The organism is Flavobacterium cellulosilyticum (assembly GCF_004349355.1).
Lineage (GTDB): Bacteria > Bacteroidota > Bacteroidia > Flavobacteriales > Flavobacteriaceae > Flavobacterium > Flavobacterium cellulosilyticum.
The window spans coordinates 80,337-98,112 of record NZ_SMFK01000005.1 but is presented as its reverse complement, the minus strand read 5'-3'; the positions used below and the strand labels follow the sequence as shown (position 1 = coordinate 98,112).

Genomic DNA, 17,776 nt, shown 5'->3' with positions numbered 1-17,776 from the left:
ATTTCTAGTTGAATTTTATATTTCTCAATGCGATTTTAGAATACTCTTATCTGCTTTGTTTTGTTAATCAAAAACCCATTCTTTAAAAACAGCCCTACTTTCTAATCCAACAATTTTTATATATTTGCCATTCAAAAAAATAATTTTCTATGAAACACTTCTTAACTGCCCTACTTGCCTTGACCCTTTTTATTTCTTGTGATAAAGAAAAAGATATTGATTATGCCACTAAAAATGAGCAAGAAATTAAAGACTACATCGCCAAAAACAACTTAACAGCACAAAGAAGTGATTCTGGTTTGTATTATATAATTACCAATCCAGGAACTGGAGCAAATCCAACTGCAAATTCTAAGGTAACTGTGGCCTATAAAGGTTATTTTACTAATGGAACTGTATTCGACCAAAGTAGTGCCGAAGGAATTTCGTTTGGCTTGAATCAGGTTATTCAAGGTTGGACAGAAGGAATTTCTTATTTTAAAACGGGTGGAAACGGCATCCTTTTGATTCCTTCTCAATTAGGATATGGAAATAACTCAACTGGCCGAATTCCTGGAGGTTCCGTACTTATTTTTGAAGTTAAATTACTTTCAACAAATTAATAAAATTCCCTTTTCTGGAGGAATATAAATTCATAAAAAAATCGTCTAAAAATTTCTTTTTAGACGATTTTTTAATTTAAGGCTCTTATAAATTATTTTCTATACAAAGGATCTGCTCCAATAGTTCCTACCAAACTTTCAATATATTCTGGAGAACTGGCAACAGCTAGCAATGTTACTACATTTTGCAAGCCCGTATTTAAATCCATTTCAATTACAGAAACAGCATTCAGTGGATTTGAGATGAATTTTTCTAAATAACTAATTTGATTGGCATAAAAACGAATGTCTTTTTGCTGTTTTAATTTCAGTCTTTCTTTATACCAATCGCTATTAATGATATGATCTCTATCAAAATAACTTCTCAATTCAGGGTCGCTCATTTCTTTGCCATCATAATTACCATAAGCCATCATGTGCAACACTATTTTCAAGGGTGGAATTGCAGATTCAATGCTTCCATCTTCAAAATATCTCAAAGCCACTTTTTGTTGTGCTTCTACAATGTTTGCGATTCCATCTACATAATCTTCCATTCCCTGCAATTCTGGTTTTAACATTTTTTCGTTAAAAACAGCATTGGGTTCATCAAACAAACGGTTCAAGCATAGTAAAGAAAAAGTACGTGTAATACGATAACCTAATCTACTTGCCAACACTTTTTTACCTTGATATTCAAAATCTTCCAGTTTTTCTAATGAACCATTGGCAATCAACACTTTTGGATCACGATCATTTGGATTAAGTCGTGCCCAAATTTCTGGTATTAATAGGCTAATATCATGATCTACTTTGTTTTCGCCACCTACATAACCTGCAGCAGTACTAAAGGCATTAGACTCTGTTAAAATATGCGATAACAAGGCGTTATTTAAATCCGTTGTTGGTGTCAACATATTAAAAGGGCCTTTTGTTAACGCTCCTTCAGAACCGGCACCTGTAGTTGAAGGTGATTTACCGGTAAGGCTACATACAAAATCCATAAACAATTCAGGAGTTTCCTGATAATGTATTGGATTGTAAACAGCCAATGGTCGAATCCCAGCTTTTTTATCAATCGGATTATTTCTTCTTCCTGGCAAAACGGCATTTACTACTTGGATAACAGGATCTTCTGATTTAATTTTCCGGAATAAACGAACACCAACTTCACCTAAATAACTAGCTTCTGTTTCATTTATAAAAATATTAGGCTCTAAATAACGAGGATTTTTTGTTGGCTCCCCATCAACAATTCGGGTATGAGAAGGTAAGGCAAAATATTCCTCTTCATTTGGACTGTTTACTATACTTTCGATTAAATCTTTAACCGGCTGAGTATATTTATCAAAATTGATCGTTTCTTCAAAAATGGCAATAGCATCTTTTTTTCGTAAAGGTTCAAAATTGGTCAAGTAAACATTATCACTTACAATATCTTTTTCGGCTCCTTTATCGTACCCTCTTACAATAGCCTCATCAGGTCTTTGAAACAAATGCGATTCACAATTGGCAACGACTTTAAAACTTTGATTTTTATATTCTGGATTTAAATTTTTAAACTGATTTCGTGGTAGGGTAATCGAAGCCGAAATATCATCTTCCATCTGAATTTTATGGCAAGGAGAAAAGTCAGATCTCAATTTATTCAATAGCCAAACCCCTTTTTGATTGAATCCAATACGCACATAACTCCCCATTACGGGTGTATTGTTGTATTGCAATCCAGTTCCGTTTTTTCCGTTTATAATTTCAACCGACATACAATCTTTCCAGTTTAAAGAACTGCTATCTTGTCTGAACAATCGTTTTACAAATAATACTAATGATCTAATATGAACTGGAATGTTTTTAATAAATTCGTTAAATTCATCACTGTTATCATCTGAAGGTGTCAATAGTTTCACTGCTGAACCTAAGGTTCTTCGTTGGTCTAAAAAGGATCTGGATTGAGGCAATGTTGGATCGGATTTTTTCCATCTATTGGAATAATTATATTCGATGATTTCATCCGCCTTTTTAAAATCTTCTTCAATATCTAAAATATTAAATGCATTATACGTAATGGCATTTTGCATTGATTTAGAAATTTCAGATTTTCCCCCGCCCGAAACTGTACACGGTTTATGGCAAAAAATACCTTCAGGAGACGTATTGACGATCCTCCACAAAGCAACTGCATTGTGCTTTTCTAATTTAAATTTATTACCTGTTGGATGAACATAGGTTTTATTTGGAGATAAAATTAGTTTTTGCTCCTGATTTCCATAAGTCCATGTAATACTATTGGTATTGGTATTGATATAAGCGTCTTCTGGTATATAAACGATGTTTGGATATTTTTTATCAACTGCATAATTGGCTGATTTCAACTCTATTCTATCTCCTAGAAAAGATTTCACATCTTCAAAACTATATTGACATCCAAACTTTTCTGAAAAAACACTTCCATCAACAATATCACCCATTACACCTCTAGGAAATGCAATCGCGCCTCCAGAATGCTCTTCTTCAACCAAACCAAATAAATTAGCCGAATAACTAATTTGAGTTTTAATTTCTTTTTTAGAATAACCAAAATAATTATCAGCAATTATGGTTACCACTACTCCTCTATCATCTCTACATGTTACTTTAAATGCGCCTCCATCATTGTACAATTCATTTTCATCTTTCCAACACATTTCGTCCTTTTTTTGACGAGCAGTCGCATCATTATAATGAGGCAATCCAATATCTTTTTTCTTAAGTAGTTTTAATTGTGGCGCAAGTATAATACAACCCGTATGGCCTGTCCAATGTTCTGTATCCAAAGCCGCATCATTTTGTGCCAAATTTGGATCTCCTGCATTTCCAAAAATAGCTTCAACAAAATCCAAATTACTAACCAAACTCCCCGGTGCAAAAAAACGAACTTCCATTGTTTTTTTTGAAAGAACACCTTTCACTTCCGGACAAACCATTGGTCTCATCAACATGGAAACCATTAATTTCGCTTTGTCTTCCTGATTTGAAGTAAAAGGCAATATTTTCAGTTTATCCGATGGATTGATTGCTGCATTCAAAAAATGTGCAAAAGCTATTTTAGGAACTTCTTTTTTATCTAATGGTGCGGGCAAATCTCCCTCTACAATATGAAAGGTACCTTTTGTAGTTCTTTTATCGTTTACTGGGTTATTTAAAATCCCTTGTTTAATTCTATAGGATGTAATATCCTCACTCTTAAAAGTAGATCCATTTGGGGGCAAACTCAATTCTCTCGCATGGCCACTTTGAGTTAAAATTAAAGTGTCATTTGGTAATTTATATGATTTATTAAAAGGTACTTCTTTAAGATAATCATTCAAAAAGTTTTGAATTCTCGTGTCTGCCGGTGAAAGGTGGTTGGACAACAATCGCGATTTTTCACGGAAACTTTTAATTAGTCCATTCGTTAGTGCCTGAAATTTAGGATTGCAAAATTTTTCTGATGAATTTTCGGCATCATGATAAATAGCCTGTCCTAATGATGCCAATTGAAGATTAATATACTGAACAGTATCTTTTCTATTTTGCTTAATTGGTTCTTGATTTATTGTAATTTCTTTACTCATTTATGTAGAATTTATAATGATATTTTTAATATTCTTTAGAATTAAAAAATATAGGAAACTTTTATCCTCCTTACAAAGATGACAAAAACTGACTAATAATGAAAGAAAAAGACTTATTAATTAAAAAGAAAAAAACAAATAAGTTGCCATTGGGCAAAATTACAAGAACTCAACAAAATCAAACACTGTGTGCGCAAACGATTTCGAATTAAAAGATACTATTTTAAACTAAAACAGTCTCATTTCTCGTTTTTAATTAGACTCTAAAAAGGAAGAAAAAAAATAAAATTATTATCGTTTTTAAACTTAAAAACAGCCAGAACAACTTAGATAATTCACTCTAATTATCCTATATTTACTATATGATTAAATTGTAATTTCTTTTGTACTGTTTTTTTAAGAAGAATTGATGTAAAACCAAATGTTTATAAATAAAAAAGTAACAATGAAAGTCTCCTTCCTTTTCCTTGCTTTTGTTTTATCTTTTAATGGATTTTCACAACAACTAGTGGATTCATTTTATAATCAATCAATAGTAAATCCAGAATATGCACAGAAAAAAGGGCCAATCGTATATAGTGACGAAGGACATTTTAACTTTCATACAAAAGAGGACCAATACAAACTATTCTCCGATGTTTTAGAAAAAGACGGATACAATGTAGTTAAATATACATGGAGAATTTTTCCAATCAAATTAGCTGCAGCTACAATTCTGGTGATTGCTAACGCTGTGGACGCAGTAAATGAAGTAAATTGGGAATTACCTACTCCATCTGCTTTTTCAAAAAAGGAAATTGAGGATGTAGCAAATTGGGTAGCTGATGGCGGAAGTTTATTTCTTTTTGCTGATCACATGCCAATGGCAGGAGCTGCCACTGAGTTAGCAGCTAAATTTGCGTTTGAGTTTTCAAATGGCTTTGTATTTCATACACCTACAAAAGGCACTGCTTATTTTGATAAAAACAAGGGGTCCCTTAAAGAGAATAGTATCACAAAAGGTAGAAATGCAACTGAAAATGTAAGCCAAATAGTTTCTTTCACGGGGCAAGGATTTAAAATACCTGATGATGCCTCTCCCATTTTAGTGTTTGATGAAAACTACGAGAACTTCATTCCCGAAAAAGCTTGGGATTTTAATAAAAAAACACCCAAGTTCAATGCGAAAGGAATGATTCAAGGTGCGTATAAAAAATTTGGTACAGGTCGAATTGTTGTATTTGGAGAAGCTGCCATGTTTACAGCTCAATTTACACGTCCCGAAAAAATACATGCTGGTATAAATAGCCCTTCAGCTTGAGAAAATAATAAACTATTACTCAATATTATTCATGGGTTAGATAGAAAAAAAAGATTATTTACACAAATAAAAAAAGAATAGATATTCAACCTTAAATGTAAGTTATTTTGAATTATAGAACCATTTTCCTATGTGTGTTTTTTCTTTTCCAAAACGCTTTTTCACAGGATGTGAAAAAAGAAGTTAAAAAGAAACGTCCTTTAATCTCGATTGTAGATTTATTTAAAAAAAAGGACACCCTAAAAGCAAATAAACCTAAACTAAAACCAAAAACAAATTTAATTGCATTCCCTACCTTAGGCTACCAGCCCGCTAATGGTTTTACTTTTGGATTTATTAGCCAATTTAGTTTTAAAGAAAAACGAGAAAACAAAATCTCATTACTCTCTGGAGGAGCTTCTTATAGTACACAAAAACAAATATTGTCCTATTTTAAAAACAACATGTACCTCAAAGATGATCGCTACTTTTTAAGTGGAGATTTGCGGTATTATGTATTTTCCCAAGCCAATTATGGATTAGGTACCAATATTATTCCTTGGGACGCTACATTTAAAAAATTCGATTTCAATTCCATAAAACAACCTATGGAATACAATTACTTCAAAATGCATGAAACCATATCTTACAATATCTTTCCCAATTTTTTTAGTGGAGTCGGATTTCATATTGACAGTTACTCCAAGATCAACGATACCCTATTGGATGTTGCTAACGAAAAATACACCTACCATTATAATTATTCAAAAAAATACGGATTCAATGACAAGCAATACTCCGTAACTGGGGTAAGCTTAAATTTGATATACGACACCAGAGACAACTTAATCAATACAAATAAAGGACTTTATCTGAATTCAAATTACCGTTTTAATCCTAAAACCAAACAAAATCCATACAATAGCAGCACTTTATTACTCGAAAGTAGGTATTTCATCCCCTTAAGTAAAGTCAATAAGCAACACGTTCTAGGTTTTTGGACTTATGGTCAATTTTTAATTAGTGGCAAGCTCCCTTATTTGAATCAGCCTGCAATAGGTTGGGATCAGAACAGCCGAAGCGGAAAAGGATACACTCAAGGACTTTTTAGAGGCACCGATCTAGTATATTTTGAATGTGAATACCGTTTCCCAATAACCAAAAATCAATTAATTAGTGGAACCGTATTCACTAACGCAACTACTGCAAGTGATGTAGATCAAAACCTCCATTTATTTCAATTCATCCAACCCACTATAGGCGTTGGATTGAGAATTCTTCTCAACAAAAATACCTTAACCAATTTTATATTAAATTATGGATTAGGGCGTGATTCTCAAACTTTCTATTTCAATGACGGAGAAGGATTCTAATACAATTCGTCAGTTTTCTATTGATTATTTGGGCGTGACCCTTCAGATTGCTACGTCCTGCGTCCTAGCAACTTTGGGTCGGGCTGTACGTTCCCGCTTTTTTTAGCAAGGCAAAAAAGCCTCACTAAAAAAGAGCTCCACTGCCATCCCTCACGCAAAAAAAGAGAAATCTACCAAGGAATCGGATTGTAATCTTTCAAAAACTTCCCACACCAATGTTTTCCAGTATTGATTCCGTCAAACAACGGATCCATAACGCGTGCTGCGCCATCTACTATATCCAATGGCGGTTGAAAATCTTCTTCTTCCTGTTTCCTTTTAGCTAATTCTGCTGGATCTTCATCAGTAACCCATCCAGTGTCAACGGCATTCATAAAAATACCGGATTTCGCCAAAGTTCCTGAGGAAGTATGGGTCAGCATATTTAAGGCTGCTTTTGCCATATTGGTATGTGGATGACGGTCTTCTTTAAAAAAGCGATGAAACTTCCCTTCCATTGCCGAAACGTTGATGATGTGTTTTTTACCCGTATTGTCTTTTTTCATCACTTCCGAAAGGCGGTTGCATAACACAAAAGGTGCCACCGAATTGACCAATTGCACTTCGATCATTTCAGTCGTTTCAATCTGCCCCAATCGCAATCGCCAGCTGTTGGTTTTTCGCAAATCGATTTGCTGTAAATCGGCATCAAGTTCTCCTTCAGGGAAAACCTCATTGGCGACAAGCGCATTATCGAACGAATATGGAATTTGAGATAATTTGGCGGAAGCCCGCAAACCAATTCCAGGTTCTGGTCCGTGCCAAGTTACTGGCATATTATCATTCGATGAAAAACCGGTTGTTAGTACTTTTAATTCATCCAAGCAATTGGCATGATCCATTAATAATTCTTGAGCTTGCTTTGGTAATGAACCAATTGGCAGTTCTTCATTTTCCATCAAATGGGTATAAAAACCAGCTGGTCGTCTCACTGTTTGTGCTGCATTATTGATCAGAATATCCAAACGTTCGTATTTTTGTTCAATATAATTGCAGAAAATTTCCACACTCGGAATATGCCGCAAATCCAAACCATGAATTTTCAATCGATGGCCCCATTCCATAAAATCATCTTCCTTAGAAAATCGCAAAGCAGAATCCACCGGAAAACGAGTGGTAGCAATAACCGTCGCGCCACCACGCAAAAGCATTAAACTGATGTGATAGCCAATTTTTAATCGTGAACCTGTAATAACGGCTATGTGTCCTTTTACATCGGCAGTTTGAAACCGTTTGGCATAGTTAAAATCACCACAATCGGTACACATCGTATCGTAAAAATGGTGCATTTTAGTGAACTCCGTTTTACATACATAGCATTTTCTTGGAGTTTCTAATTCCAGTTGTTCTTTGCTTTCCAAAATGTGAGATGCTAGAAGTTTTGGCGCCATAAAAACACTTGTTTCACGCGCATACCGAATACCTGTTTCCTTACGAGCCGTTCTATCTTTTTTATCTTGTTTACGTTTGGCTACTGCTTTGCCATCTTTTTTCCGTTTAGCTAATTCATCCCGATCTGGACGTGAAAATTGTCCAGCAGCTTTTATTAAAGCAGTTCGTTGTTCTTTTGGAATATCAAATATTTGGTCCGTATCTGTATTTAATTGTGCCAAAATAGCAATACATCGGTCAATTTCTTCGGTAGTTATGGCGATATTATTATCTATTGCTGATGTCATAAGTTTCTTAAAATTCAAGGTGGCAAATATAGTCTTTTTAAGTCTAAACGTTTCACACATAGAAAGGCTACACGATATATACTTTCAGAATTAAACAGGTCTCTTTAAATTTTAAAATTAACTTTCTTATGGTATATAGTGATTGCATTGGCAAAATCTGCAAGCTGAACTTTTCACTCAGTTTAGACCTATTTTTATCTGTTATCAAAACATTCGACTTTAAGACTTTGGACTTTGGACTAATATCTTAGTACCTTCGTACTTGTTTTATAAAAGTCTATATGATATTCCAAATCAAATCCTATATCAAATTCCTTTGGAATTCTAAGAACGAACACGCTGTTCATTCGCCTTTTGTATTTAGTTTGATTACTAAATGTTTTTATGATAAAAAAGACAAACCTGAATATCAAGTTTTAAAAAACTATCGGAAATCCCTTTTAGAAAACAAAGAAACTATTGATGTAACTGATTTTGGTGCGGGATCGAAAATTTTTAATTCGAAAACAAGACCAATTGCAAAGATTGCTAAAACAGCAGGAATTAGCCGAAAAAGAGCTGAATTATTATACCGAATCACGAATTATTTTCAACCCGATTCGGTTTTAGAATTAGGAACTTCATTAGGGTTAGCTACTTCTGCCCTAGCATTAGGAAATCCGAAAACAAAAATAATAACATTAGAAGGATGCCCTAATACTGCAAATCAATGTCAATTGCAATTGCAAAAATTCAATATCAATAATGTAGTATCTTTAAGAACGGAATTTTCAACATACTTCAAGACAAATAACTTACAACCTACAACTTACAACCTCATATACTTCGACGGCAACCACCAAAAACAGGCCACACTAGACTATTTTGAATTATTATTACCTACAATTACTAACGACACAGTTTGGATTTTCGACGATATTCATTGGTCAAAAGAAATGGAAGAAGCTTGGGAAATTATTAAAACCCATCCAAAAGTGACTGTGACAATCGATACTTTTCAATGGGGATTGGTGTTCTTTAGAAGAGAACAACCCAAAGAGCATTTTGTGATTAGAACCTAAAAAAGGACAGCCATTACTGACCATCCTTTTTTCTGAATTAATAACTAACAAATTAAATTATCAAATTATTGTTTTGCTTTAGTCATTTCTTCAGATTTAGCTCCCATTCTATTTACTTTCAACATCGGTGCAAATTTGAATTTTAAGCCTGCTATTTTTCTATTATCTGAAGCTGAAAGACCTTCTTTTTCAACAGTGTTTTTTCTACTGTCTAAAGCTTCGTACATCAATTTGATTTCGTCCCAATCTTCACGAGTATATTTATCTTTATTATCTTCAGCTGTGTGAACAAATAATTGGTACACTTCGTGAATATTAGAGGCATTTACCCAATCAAAATTCATATCGTCTCCTACTTTCCCTTCACCAAACAAAGCATTTCTTAAATTTTGTTTAGTATTAGTCATAGGATTAGGACTGGCAGCTTGCAAATCGACCTGAACTTTTGTTTTTAAATCTTCATATTTAGCTTTACTAGCATTTATCTTTTCCTGTTCAGCAGCACTTTCTTTTAAATTTGCCAAACCGGTTTCTGCTTCATTCATTTTTAATTGATAAGCAGCATCAATAGCTTGCCAATTAGTTCTGACGTCTTCAATAGCAACATTTTCAACTGAGTCTACATATACAACGTAGGTGTCAACTGATTTCTTTGCTTGAGTTTCTTTTTCATCCTTACATGATGTAAACCCTACTGCGATAATCGCAATTCCAATAAATAATTTTCTTTTTTTCATAGTTTCTTTTTGTTAAATATTTAAACAAATATAACATATAATGCAATATCAACAATGCATAACTGGTAATTATGATAATAATATATTTAATTATGAAATAATTTCACATAAAGCGTGAATTGTATAAATTTGTATCAAAATTATATAAACCTTTAATTACAGTTTCTTTGTATTAAAATCATCGATAATCCACCAAAACAGGAAATTCTAAAATTCAAACTCGAATCAAGAAAAAAAATGTGTTTTTAAATTGTGAAATTATGTAACGAATACAGATTTCAATCAACCTATATAAAATGTATTTTGTACTTTTAAAATCTGAAATTATAAATCGTCAATCCCTATTCCTAAATCAAAATGAAGCCACTAATAAAAATTACCAATATCAAACGAGATTTTGTTCTTGGAGATGAAATCGTTTATGTATTAAAAGGCATTGATTTAGAAATAAATAAAGGAGAATATGTTGCACTAATGGGTCCTTCAGGATCAGGAAAATCAACCTTAATGAATCTTTTGGGATGTTTAGATACGCCAACTTCCGGGAACTATATTCTTAACGGAAAAGATGTAAGTAAGATGAAAGATGATGAATTAGCGGAAATTCGAAATAAAGAAATTGGCTTTGTATTTCAAACTTTTAATCTTTTACCTCGAACCACAGCGCTCGAAAATGTGGCTTTGCCCATGGTTTATGCAGGATATTCAAAAGCCGAAAGAAGAATAAGAGCTACTGAAGTTTTAGAGCAAGTAAGTCTTGGAGATAGAATATTGCATCAACCCAATCAACTTTCAGGAGGTCAACGCCAGCGTGTTGCCATTGCCAGAGCATTGGTAAACAACCCTTCTATCATTCTTGCTGATGAACCCACTGGAAATTTAGACAGCAAAACTTCAGAAGAAATCATGAAACTCTTAGCCGAAATTCACAACAACGGGAATACTATTATTGTTGTAACTCACGAAGAAGAAATTGCCGAACACGCCAATAGAATAATTCGCTTAAGAGACGGAATGATAGAAAGTGACATTACCAAGTGATCCTTGTGCAGTGGTCAGTGGTCAGTGGTCAGTGGTCAGTGGTCAGTTAAAAATAAAATTAAACAGTGATCAGCGGAAATCTACAATAATTAAAATCTTAGATTTATTCTTTAACCCTAGGTGAATTAGAAGAGCTAGACCTCAAAATAATTTTAGATTACAAATTTTAGAGTTCAGATAGAAAATCTAAAATCCTAAATCTCAAATCAAAATTCCTAAATCAAAATGAAAATTTACACTAAAACCGGCGATGGCGGTACCACAGCACTTTTTGGAGGAACACGGGTTCCCAAAGATCATATTCGAATAGAAAGTTATGGAACCGTTGACGAATTAAATTCCCACATTGGGTTAATTCGGGACCAGGAAATGAGTCCTCATTATAAAAACATTCTGATTGAAATTCAGGATCGATTGTTTACTGTAGGCGCCATTCTTGCCACTCCACCAGAAAAAGAAGTTTTGAAAAGTGGTGAAAACCGATTGAAAAACCTTGGGATTATAGAAAGTGATCTCGAATTACTCGAAAATGAAATCGACACCATGGAAAAAGCGCTTCCGCCAATGACGCATTTTGTCTTACCTGGAGGACATACTACAGTGTCATATTGTCATATTGCGCGTTGTGTTTGTCGTCGAGCAGAACGACTAGCTGTGCATTTAGACCATATCGAACCCATTTCTGAGATGACAATTAAATACTTAAACCGACTTTCTGACTACCTTTTTGTGTTGGCACGAAAGTTGTCATTTGACCTGCAAGCGGAGGAAATAAAATGGATCCCGAGGAAATAGTGGTCAGTGATCAGTGATCGATTTGCAGTTAAAAACTGAACACTGAACACCGAATACTGAACACTTTAAAAATACGTTCTTATCTTTAACAAAAAAATAAATGAATTTTTACTTGTCTTTTTCAGTAAAAAATTTATTTTTGCACAAAACTAAACAGACAAAAGATGTATTGGACATTAGAATTAGCATCCTACCTAAGCGATGCACCGTGGCCAGCTAACAAAGATGAACTTATCGATTACGCTATTAGAGCAGGAGCTCCATTAGAAGTAGTAGAAAACCTACAGTCTATAGAAGATGAAGGCGAGATATATGAATCGATGGAAGAAATATGGCCAGATTATCCCACAGACGAAGATTATCTTTGGAATGAGGACGAATATTAAAAAAATATCCCAAGAAAAAGTCTCTAAAGAGGCTTTTTTTTTGTTTAAATTTACACTGATTTTAAATATAGAAATACAATATAGAAATACAAATAGATTATGAGTTTCATAAATAGCTTACTTAAAGCCTTTGTTGGCGATAAATCGGAGAAAGATGTAAAGGCTTTACAACCTTATTTAGTAAAAATTAAAACTTTCGAAAGTGCGTTAACCGCATTGTCGAATGACGAATTAAGAGCAAAAACCATCTTTTTCAAAGAAAAAATAAAACAAGATCGTTCAGAAAAAGATCTTAAAATCACTTCCTTAAAAACGGAAGCTGAAGGCATTGAAGATATCGACAAACGCGAAGATATTTACTTGGCTATTGATGCTTTAGAAAAAGAAGCTTACGACATTTCTGAAAAAACCTTGATGGAAATTCTTCCAGAAGCTTTCGCAGTTGTAAAAGAAACGGCTCGTCGTTTCAAGGACAACACTGAAATTAAAGTAACGGCAACTGCCAAAGACCGCGAGCTTTCACCATCAAAAAGTTATATTACAATTGAAGGCGACAATGCAATATGGTCTAATTCCTGGAATGCTGCTGGAAAGCAAATTACTTGGGATATGATTCATTATGATGTCCAATTGATTGGTGGGATGGTATTGCACGAAGGTAAAATTGCCGAAATGCAAACAGGAGAAGGAAAAACCTTAGTGGCTACTTTACCGCTTTATTTGAATGCCTTAACTGGAAACGGAGTGCATTTAGTAACCGTTAATGATTACTTGGCAAAACGAGATAGTACTTGGAAAGCGCCACTTTTCGAATTCCACGGTATGACTGTTGACTGTATCGACAACCACCAACCCAATTCGGAAGGTAGAAAAAAAGCTTACGATTCTGATATCACTTACGGAACCAACAATGAGTTTGGTTTTGATTATTTAAGAGATAACATGGCACATTCGCCAAATGACTTGGTGCAAAGAAAACACAATTATGCCATCGTCGATGAGGTCGATTCGGTATTAATTGATGATGCTCGTACACCATTGATTATTTCTGGACCTGTTCCAGAAGGAGATCGTCACGAGTTTACCGAATTGAAACCAAAAATCGAAAACCTTGTCGCACTTCAAAGACAATTAGCCAATGGTTTCCTATCAGAAGCTAAGAAATTAATTAAAGAAGGAAATACAAAAGAAGGTGGTTTTATCTTGCTTCGCGCGTATAGAGCTTTGCCTAAAAACAAAGCCTTAATCAAATATTTGAGTGAAGAAGGAATCAAACAATTGCTTCAAAAAACCGAAAACTCCTATATGGAGAACAACAATAAAGAAATGCCAAAAGTCGATGCGGCTTTGTATTTTGTTATTGAAGAAAAAAACAATCAAGTAGAATTGACAGATAATGGAGTTCAATTCCTTTCTGGAGACACAGACAGTGACTTTTTCGTTCTTCCAGATATTGGAACTGAAATTGCTGCCATCGAAAAAAAGAATTTAGACAAAGACGCAGAAGCCGAAGAAAAAGAAAGATTATTTCAAGATTTCGGAATCAAAAGCGAGCGTATTCATACCTTGACACAGTTGCTTAAAGCCTATTCTCTTTTTGAAAAAGATGTAGAATATGTAATCATGGACAACAAGATTATGATTGTCGATGAGCAAACAGGACGTATCATGGATGGTCGTCGTTATTCTGACGGATTACACCAAGCCATCGAAGCCAAAGAAAATGTAAAAATCGAAGATGCTACTCAAACTTTTGCAACAGTTACACTACAGAACTATTTCAGAATGTACAGCAAATTGGCTGGTATGACTGGAACTGCAGTTACAGAAGCTGGGGAACTTTGGGAAATATACAAATTGGATGTGGTAGAAATTCCTACCAACAGACCAATGGCGAGAAAAGACAAAGAGGATTTTATTTATAAAACCACTCGTGAAAAATTCAATGCCGTTATCGAGGATGTAACCGAATTATCCAAAGCAGGAAGACCCGTTTTAATTGGTACAACCTCTGTTGAGATTTCGGAATTATTGAGCAGAATGCTAAAAATGCGTGGGGTAGCTCACAACGTTTTGAATGCAAAAATGCACAAGCAAGAAGCACAAATTGTAGAAGAAGCTGGAAAACCTGGCGTAGTAACTATTGCAACCAACATGGCTGGTCGTGGAACGGATATTAAATTATCTGCCGAGGTGAAAGCTGCTGGAGGTTTGGCCATCGTGGGTACTGAACGTCACGATTCGCGTCGTGTAGACCGTCAGTTACGTGGTCGTGCTGGTCGTCAAGGAGATGTGGGAAGTTCTCAATTTTATGTTTCGCTTGAAGACAACTTAATGCGTTTGTTTGGATCCGAAAGAGTCGCCAAAGTGATGGACAGAATGGGATTAGAAGAAGGAGAAGTAATCCAACATTCTATGATGACAAAATCTATCGAACGTGCGCAGAAAAAAGTAGAAGAAAACAATTTTGGTGTTCGTAAACGTTTATTGGAATACGATGATGTGATGAATGCCCAACGTGAAGTGGTGTACAAACGTCGTCGTCATGCTTTACACGGGGAACGTTTGAAAGTAGATATTGCGAATATGTTGTATGATACCTGCGACTTAATTGTGAGCGATAACAAACCGACTAACGATTTCAAAAACTTCGAATTCGAATTGATTCGTTATTTCTCTATCACTTCCCCAATTACTGAAAGTGAATTTAGCAAACTTACCGATATTGAATTAACTTCAAAAGTATACAAAGCAGCTTCTCAATTCTATACTGAGAAAACGGAGCGCAGTGCAAGAGAAGCATTCCCAATTATCAGCAATGTTTATGAAGATAAAAACAACCAATACGAACGCATTATTGTTCCGTTTACCGATGGAATAAAATCGTTGAATGTGGTTACAGACTTGAAAAAAGCCTATGAAACTCATGGAAAACAACTTGTTGCTGATTTCGAAAAAAACATCACACTATCCATAGTTGATGAAGCTTGGAAAAAACACTTGCGTAAAATGGACGAATTGAAACAATCCGTTCAATTGGCCGTTCACGAACAAAAAGATCCTTTGCTTATCTACAAATTCGAAGCTTACAATTTGTTTAGCTCGATGTTGAATGGGGTGAACAAAGAAGTAATTTCGTTCTTGTTCAAAGGTGATTTACCGCAACAAGTAGCCGCTCCTGCCATTCAAGAAGCCAAAGAAGTACGTCATAAAGAAAATTATAAAACCTCTAAAGACGAAATTGTGAATAGCGAAAGCGCCAATCGTGAAGCGGGACAAACACAACAACGTCAGGTTACAGAAACAATAGTTCGCGACCAACCAAAAATCAATCGCAATGATACCGTAATGGTTCAAAACGTTGCTAGTGGTCAAACACAAGAAATGAAATACAAAAAAGCCGAAAGCCTAATCGCTAGCGGAGCTTGGGTTTTAGTTCACTAGTTAGCAGAATTCAGGTTGCAGTTTTCAGATTGCAGACCCAATAAATAATCTTATCCCCAATTACGAAAGTAGTTGGGGATTTTTTTGTTTATCTATTTAGGAGCTAATCCCGCCATCCGTTGCAACCTCTTTGGTCTCGAACTCTTTTTCTAGGCGCTGGCAGGAGCTTCCGTTGGTCGCTCTGCCACCACCAGAAAAAGCGGTTCTCTACCTGCATCGGTTTTCACTGCTACCGGGGCTAGGTATTTTGTGCAAAATAACTCCATTTACGGTTTCCCGTAAAATTTATTTATTGGAACAAATTATCTTTGAGGAACACCAAATTACAAAATTAACATCAGTTTTTTCGGAGATTAATTTATACATTTGGACAAAAATAAAGCCTTACTTTTATCAAACCTATCTACCCAAAATTGGGGTGATAAGTCGAACATCGTCAGACCTACATACAAGATGGCAGAAACCAGTAGAAAAAATGCAGAATTCAACAACCAAAAGTAAATGAAAGAAGAATTTATAATATTTCAGAAATTTAACACTGAAAGTTTAGCCATAGATTTTGGATGCTTATTAAACGAAAATAAAATAGAAAATCTACTTGAAAACATTTCAATAAACTTTGACCCAATTCTTTCAAACAATGAGTTCGGAAAAGAATATTGCGTGAAAATTAAAAAGATTGATTTCGAAAAAGCGAACGTTATTTTGAGCGAAAAAGCGAAAGCAGAAATAAATGAAATTCAAGATGATTATTACTTGTTTAGTTTCTCAGACGAAGAACTAATCGATGTAATTGAAAAAAGTGATGAATGGAATAAATTTGACGTTGAACTTGCTCATAAATTGTTAAAAGAAAGAGGAAATGAAATTACCGATGAGCAAATAAATGAAATTAAAAAACAACGAATTGTTGAACTATCGAAACCCGAAGAAGGGCAAAATATATATATAATCATTGGATATATTTGTGCTATTTTGGGTGGACTTTTAGGCGTTTTTATTGGTTGGCATTTATTGACATATAAAAAAACATTACCTAATGGAAACCGAATTTATGCCTATTCAGAAAATGACAGAAAACAAGGAAACAGAATATTAATATTAGGCGGAATATTTATAGTAATCTGGATTTTATATAGAATACTGAAATAAATAAACTGGCTATCTGCCAATCGAGTAGACGGCTCCGCCAGAAACTGACGGAGTGCGCCTCTCACACCACCGTACGTACGGATCACGTATACGGCGGTTCGCAAAGTGATGGGTTAAGTTCGATGTAAACATCGGTTAAGGATTGATAGCCTTTTTGTTTTAGGCGTTTTAAAGTAATGGTTGAGCCTAAAATTGGACTTTGCGCAATTGCCCAACCGCCTTTGCGAGTGCGACTAAATGCATAAGCGTGGTCTTGGTCAATTCCCAATCGTATGAGATTCTTTCTCTTTCTCTCAGGTTTTTTCCAATCGTGCCAAATGCAATATCGAAGTCGGTTTCGCAGCCAGCCATCTAAAGCTCGTAGTTTTGCCATAATACTCGTTCCCCGAAAATAGTTTAACCATCCTCGTTGCACTTCTTTTATTTTGGCAATACGCTCTTCTAGCTTCACTGGCGCGGTCTTTCGGCTGATGCTTTTGAGTCTTTCTTTCAGCTTTTCCCATGCCTTTTCTGCCACCACCAATTGGTAATCGTTCTTACTTCCTTTCTTGTACGTAGGCACAAATCCAAATCCCAACAATGTGAAGTGTACAGGACGTCTAACTCCGATCGCTCG

Annotated in this window: 13 protein-coding genes; 9 read left to right on the top strand and 4 right to left on the bottom strand. The window is 34.8% G+C overall.

The window, feature by feature from the left end:
• Positions 1–149: 149 nt before the first annotated feature.
• On the top strand, positions 150–602 hold the full coding sequence (locus E0F76_RS09980; RefSeq protein ID WP_132005025.1) for an FKBP-type peptidyl-prolyl cis-trans isomerase: 453 nt from the start codon (positions 150–152) through the stop codon (positions 600–602).
• 92 nt (positions 603–694) lie between these two features.
• Here E0F76_RS09980 and E0F76_RS09975 read toward each other — a convergent pair whose 3' ends face one another.
• The gene (locus E0F76_RS09975) at positions 695–4,174 is read right to left on the bottom strand and encodes a hypothetical protein (RefSeq protein WP_246022031.1); all 3,480 of its coding nucleotides are present in this window, start codon (positions 4,172–4,174) and stop codon (positions 695–697) included.
• Between the two features lie 445 nt (positions 4,175–4,619).
• On the opposite strand from E0F76_RS09975, the gene E0F76_RS09970 reads away from it, so the two are divergent.
• Both E0F76_RS09970 and E0F76_RS09965 read left to right on the top strand, forming a co-directional pair.
• Entirely contained in the window at positions 4,620–5,474 is an 855-nt protein-coding gene (locus E0F76_RS09970) for a DUF4350 domain-containing protein (RefSeq protein ID WP_132005022.1), read from the top strand.
• Positions 5,475–5,581: 107 nt separating this feature from the next.
• Positions 5,582–6,826 (top strand): BamA/TamA family outer membrane protein, encoded by a 1,245-nt coding sequence (locus tag E0F76_RS09965; RefSeq protein WP_246022030.1) that lies wholly within the window; start codon positions 5,582–5,584, stop codon positions 6,824–6,826.
• A gap of 170 nt (positions 6,827–6,996) precedes the next feature.
• Here the strand turns inward: E0F76_RS09965 and E0F76_RS09960 are convergent, their stop codons facing one another.
• Positions 6,997–8,544 (bottom strand): SDR family oxidoreductase, encoded by a 1,548-nt coding sequence (locus E0F76_RS09960; protein ID WP_132005016.1) that lies wholly within the window; start codon positions 8,542–8,544, stop codon positions 6,997–6,999.
• 281 nt (positions 8,545–8,825) lie between these two features.
• On the opposite strand from E0F76_RS09960, the gene E0F76_RS09955 reads away from it, so the two are divergent.
• The gene (locus tag E0F76_RS09955; RefSeq protein ID WP_132005013.1) at positions 8,826–9,605 is read left to right on the top strand and encodes an O-methyltransferase; all 780 of its coding nucleotides are present in this window, start codon (positions 8,826–8,828) and stop codon (positions 9,603–9,605) included.
• Between the two features lie 65 nt (positions 9,606–9,670).
• On the opposite strand, the gene E0F76_RS09950 is transcribed toward E0F76_RS09955, so the two are convergent.
• Positions 9,671–10,342 (bottom strand): hypothetical protein, encoded by a 672-nt coding sequence (locus tag E0F76_RS09950; RefSeq protein ID WP_132005010.1) that lies wholly within the window; start codon positions 10,340–10,342, stop codon positions 9,671–9,673.
• A 357-nt stretch (positions 10,343–10,699) separates the two neighbouring features.
• Here E0F76_RS09950 and E0F76_RS09945 point away from each other — a divergent pair, with 357 nt between their 5' ends.
• From E0F76_RS09945 to E0F76_RS09925, 5 genes are all read left to right on the top strand, one after another.
• Positions 10,700–11,383, top strand: coding sequence for an ABC transporter ATP-binding protein (locus tag E0F76_RS09945; protein WP_132005007.1), 684 nt, complete (start codon positions 10,700–10,702; stop codon positions 11,381–11,383).
• 225 nt (positions 11,384–11,608) lie between these two features.
• Positions 11,609–12,178 carry a cob(I)yrinic acid a,c-diamide adenosyltransferase gene (locus E0F76_RS09940; RefSeq protein WP_132005004.1) on the top strand — a complete coding sequence of 190 codons (570 nt, stop codon included), beginning with the start codon at positions 11,609–11,611 and terminating at the stop codon, positions 12,176–12,178.
• A 164-nt stretch (positions 12,179–12,342) separates the two neighbouring features.
• The gene (locus tag E0F76_RS09935) at positions 12,343–12,564 is read left to right on the top strand and encodes a DUF2795 domain-containing protein (RefSeq protein ID WP_007138072.1); all 222 of its coding nucleotides are present in this window, start codon (positions 12,343–12,345) and stop codon (positions 12,562–12,564) included.
• Positions 12,565–12,663: 99 nt separating this feature from the next.
• Positions 12,664–16,008 carry a preprotein translocase subunit SecA gene (gene secA, locus E0F76_RS09930; RefSeq protein ID WP_132005001.1) on the top strand — a complete coding sequence of 1,115 codons (3,345 nt, stop codon included), beginning with the start codon at positions 12,664–12,666 and terminating at the stop codon, positions 16,006–16,008.
• A 501-nt stretch (positions 16,009–16,509) separates the two neighbouring features.
• Positions 16,510–17,160, top strand: coding sequence for a hypothetical protein (locus E0F76_RS09925; RefSeq protein ID WP_132004998.1), 651 nt, complete (start codon positions 16,510–16,512; stop codon positions 17,158–17,160).
• A gap of 82 nt (positions 17,161–17,242) precedes the next feature.
• Here the strand turns inward: E0F76_RS09925 and E0F76_RS09920 are convergent, their stop codons facing one another.
• Positions 17,243–17,677 carry a group II intron maturase-specific domain-containing protein gene (locus E0F76_RS09920; RefSeq protein WP_456236437.1) on the bottom strand — a complete coding sequence of 145 codons (435 nt, stop codon included), beginning with the start codon at positions 17,675–17,677 and terminating at the stop codon, positions 17,243–17,245.
• Positions 17,678–17,776 lie beyond the last annotated feature (99 nt).

What these genes read in the sequence shown, in the direction of transcription:
- E0F76_RS09940 (WP_132005004.1), top strand. Translation starts at nt 11,609, where the DNA reads ATGAAAATTTACACTAAAACCGGCGATGGCGGTACCACAGCACTTTTT.
- E0F76_RS09955 (WP_132005013.1), top strand. Translation starts at nt 8,826, where the DNA reads ATGATATTCCAAATCAAATCCTATATCAAATTCCTTTGGAATTCTAAG.
- E0F76_RS09975 (WP_246022031.1), bottom strand. Translation starts at nt 4,174, where the DNA reads ATGAGTAAAGAAATTACAATAAATCAAGAACCAATTAAGCAAAATAGA.
- E0F76_RS09945 (WP_132005007.1), top strand. Translation starts at nt 10,700, where the DNA reads ATGAAGCCACTAATAAAAATTACCAATATCAAACGAGATTTTGTTCTT.
- E0F76_RS09935 (WP_007138072.1), top strand. Translation starts at nt 12,343, where the DNA reads ATGTATTGGACATTAGAATTAGCATCCTACCTAAGCGATGCACCGTGG.
- E0F76_RS09970 (WP_132005022.1), top strand. Translation starts at nt 4,620, where the DNA reads ATGAAAGTCTCCTTCCTTTTCCTTGCTTTTGTTTTATCTTTTAATGGA.
- E0F76_RS09925 (WP_132004998.1), top strand. Translation starts at nt 16,510, where the DNA reads ATGAAAGAAGAATTTATAATATTTCAGAAATTTAACACTGAAAGTTTA.
- secA (WP_132005001.1), top strand. Translation starts at nt 12,664, where the DNA reads ATGAGTTTCATAAATAGCTTACTTAAAGCCTTTGTTGGCGATAAATCG.
- E0F76_RS09980 (WP_132005025.1), top strand. Translation starts at nt 150, where the DNA reads ATGAAACACTTCTTAACTGCCCTACTTGCCTTGACCCTTTTTATTTCT.
- E0F76_RS09950 (WP_132005010.1), bottom strand. Translation starts at nt 10,342, where the DNA reads ATGAAAAAAAGAAAATTATTTATTGGAATTGCGATTATCGCAGTAGGG.
- E0F76_RS09960 (WP_132005016.1), bottom strand. Translation starts at nt 8,544, where the DNA reads ATGACATCAGCAATAGATAATAATATCGCCATAACTACCGAAGAAATT.